Origin of the sequence: Streptomyces tardus (assembly GCF_018101125.2) — a bacterium.
Lineage (GTDB): Bacteria > Actinomycetota > Actinomycetes > Streptomycetales > Streptomycetaceae > Streptomyces > Streptomyces tardus.
Window position 1 is genome coordinate 1 of record NZ_JAELVF020000006.1, and the last position, 2346, is coordinate 2346.

The following is a 2346-nucleotide window of genomic DNA, read 5'->3' on the forward strand; positions in this document are numbered from 1 at the left end:
TCCAGAACAATTCCTCCGGAATTGTTCACATATCGCTTGCGCCGATAATTATTAATCTTGGTGGCAAGCTATCCAACGTATTCAGGCAAAAGAAGCGGGCTGCCCAAGGTAACTCGTCGGGTCTGCGGGCGAACTGACGTCACGTCATTCGACTACAATCGGATCTTTATACCCGGCTCCAGCTCGACCTGCTGATCGAACGCCGTGAACTCGCCTGGGAGTCAGGCGAGTTAGGACGTTTCGAAAGAAGCAGACCGACATGCACTCAGATTCTTAATAAACTATTCAAGCACGAACAGTAGGGGAACTCCGAACAAAACACAAAAGAAGACTCTAAGCTACCCACAATCCTTACTCTAAAAACACCATGCAAAGAACACCCAACCCCTCACTCCTCACCTCTCCGCTAACCCATCTCCATCTCCCACATAAGCGACCAACGCTTAGCGCCCCACAACCAACAACGCCCCACAACCAGCACCGCCCACCGCCAGCTAACTCAACGAGTCCTACCGAAAGAACCACAACGCCCTGCCTGCTCAACGCAGTTCACGATTCGGCGAAAGCCTCATCCTTCGCTCGGCGTCCGCTGGGCGAACCCAGTCAGGCGTTCCATCCCACGGAGGCAACGTGCGTATACGAGTCGTAGTCGCTGCCGAGGCCGGTAATCGCTTCGTCCCAGATCGCGCCCAGGTCCTCGATGTCGTCCGCCACCCAGGCGTCAACTGCCGCGTCCCAGATGTGAGGGCGCAAGGTGATGCGGCGGATCTGGAGGTCCCGGCGGTACTTCCCGGGCACTTCTCGCTGGTCGACGGGGTCGATCTCCACACGAGTACCACCGCCGCGCGAGAGGCGTCGCTTCAGCTCGGCAACGACGCGACGGCGGCGCAACGCCCAGTAGGCGGCATCAAGTTTGGAACGGTTTGCAGGAGAGGGCGAGCGTTCTTCGGCCAGCCACGCATAAAGCGTGCGGCGTGTGACGGAGATACCGGCCTGGCCCATCGCGGTGTAACCCGCAGAGGAGGCGGTGAGATAGCGCAGTCGGGCTGCGATGCCTCGTGGGGTGTCGGGTGGCGAGGTGATGCCGGTGACCATGGCGTCCAGGCCGAGCGCGAGGGCGGTGCCGCCGGGAATGCCGTCGGCACCGTGCTCGCCGAAGCGGCTCCAGCGGTAGTCCTGAGCCATCAGACGGTCTCCTTGACCGTGTAGTCCACCGGGCTGCCCTCACGATCGTGCTTGATCTTCATGTCTCCCAGTCCGCGTCCTTCGTGGAACGCCTGCCGCCAGTCGCCTGCGACGTGCAGTTCGTCGGTGCCAAGGACGGCGACGACTCCCAGTCCTGCTTCGTGGGCTTTGTAGGCGCGGCTCCATAGGTTCGCGAACGCCTGCGAGCGGATGAGATGGGTCCAGTCGGGTCGCACGATCTCGCGGTTGTGGACGCTCTCGCCGAGTGTGGAGACGAACTTGGAGTACATCGCCTTGATGTAGTCCAGCTTGACGTCGTTGTCGGCTTCCAGGGCTTCCGTACGGGCCTCGGCGAGCGTCGCGCGCAACTGCTTGAGGAGGCCTTCGGAGGAGCCGGATGTCCAAGACTCGTGAATGGTGGGCGCCTCGAGGAGCCCGTGCTTCGGGCCGGCCAGGCGAAGCAGGAGCCGCAGCGTCGGCTCACCGATCCACAGCGGTCCGGGTTCCTCTCGGTTGCCGAGCGGGTGAGGCAGGTCGGTGTGGAACCAGGCGGGCGGGTCGATCAGGTAGAACCCGGCGCGCTTCGGGTCCCTCGTCCCGTCGGCGCTGTGCTCGAGGCGGCCGATCGGCAGGTGGGTCGTGAACGCGGCCAGGTAGGCGGCGTTCACGTCCAGAGCGGTGACGTAGAACGGTCCGTCGGGGCTGCGGCGCAGTTGGGGGTGGCGCCAGGACGGGCGGGCTTCCCAGATCAGGTCCGGGTCGTTCTTGGTGGGGCGCTGGAGGATGGCCGGCAGACGGGGGTAGGCGGTGTGCTCGTACCGGGCCTGTTTCCGGGTGTGCTGGAAGAGGGCCATGACGTCGGGGATGGCCCTCTTGACGAGTGCTTGTGCGGCGGCCTCCTGGTCACCGGCTGCGCGCGCCAGCTCGGTCTCGACTGTGTCGTCGATGTGTGCGGCGAGCTCGCTGCGTGCCTGCTCCGCACTGGTCGTCCGGCGAGCGGCATGGTGCCGGTGGTGGGCGGTTCGGGCTCGGTGTGCGGCCGGGCTCTCCGCGGTCTCTGTCGGCGCCGGCACCTGCTCGGCCTGGTGTCGGAGCGGGACGAGCGGTGGCGGGGTGGTGGCCGTGGTGGCAGGGGCCTGTGCGGCATTCTCGGCAGCCGCC

2 protein-coding genes are annotated in these 2346 nt (G+C 64.5%); both read right to left on the reverse strand.

Going from position 1 to position 2346, the window contains the following annotated elements; genetic code table 11:
• Positions 1-603 precede the first annotated feature (603 nt).
• Complete coding sequence (locus JGS22_RS25725; protein ID WP_211039554.1) at positions 604-1185, reverse strand: transcriptional regulator; 582 nt, start codon at positions 1183-1185, stop codon at positions 604-606.
• Positions 1185-2346: DNA-binding protein (locus JGS22_RS25730; protein ID WP_216815188.1), on the reverse strand; the 1162-nt coding region annotated here is incomplete at its 5' end. The genes JGS22_RS25730 and JGS22_RS25725, both read right to left, overlap by 1 nt.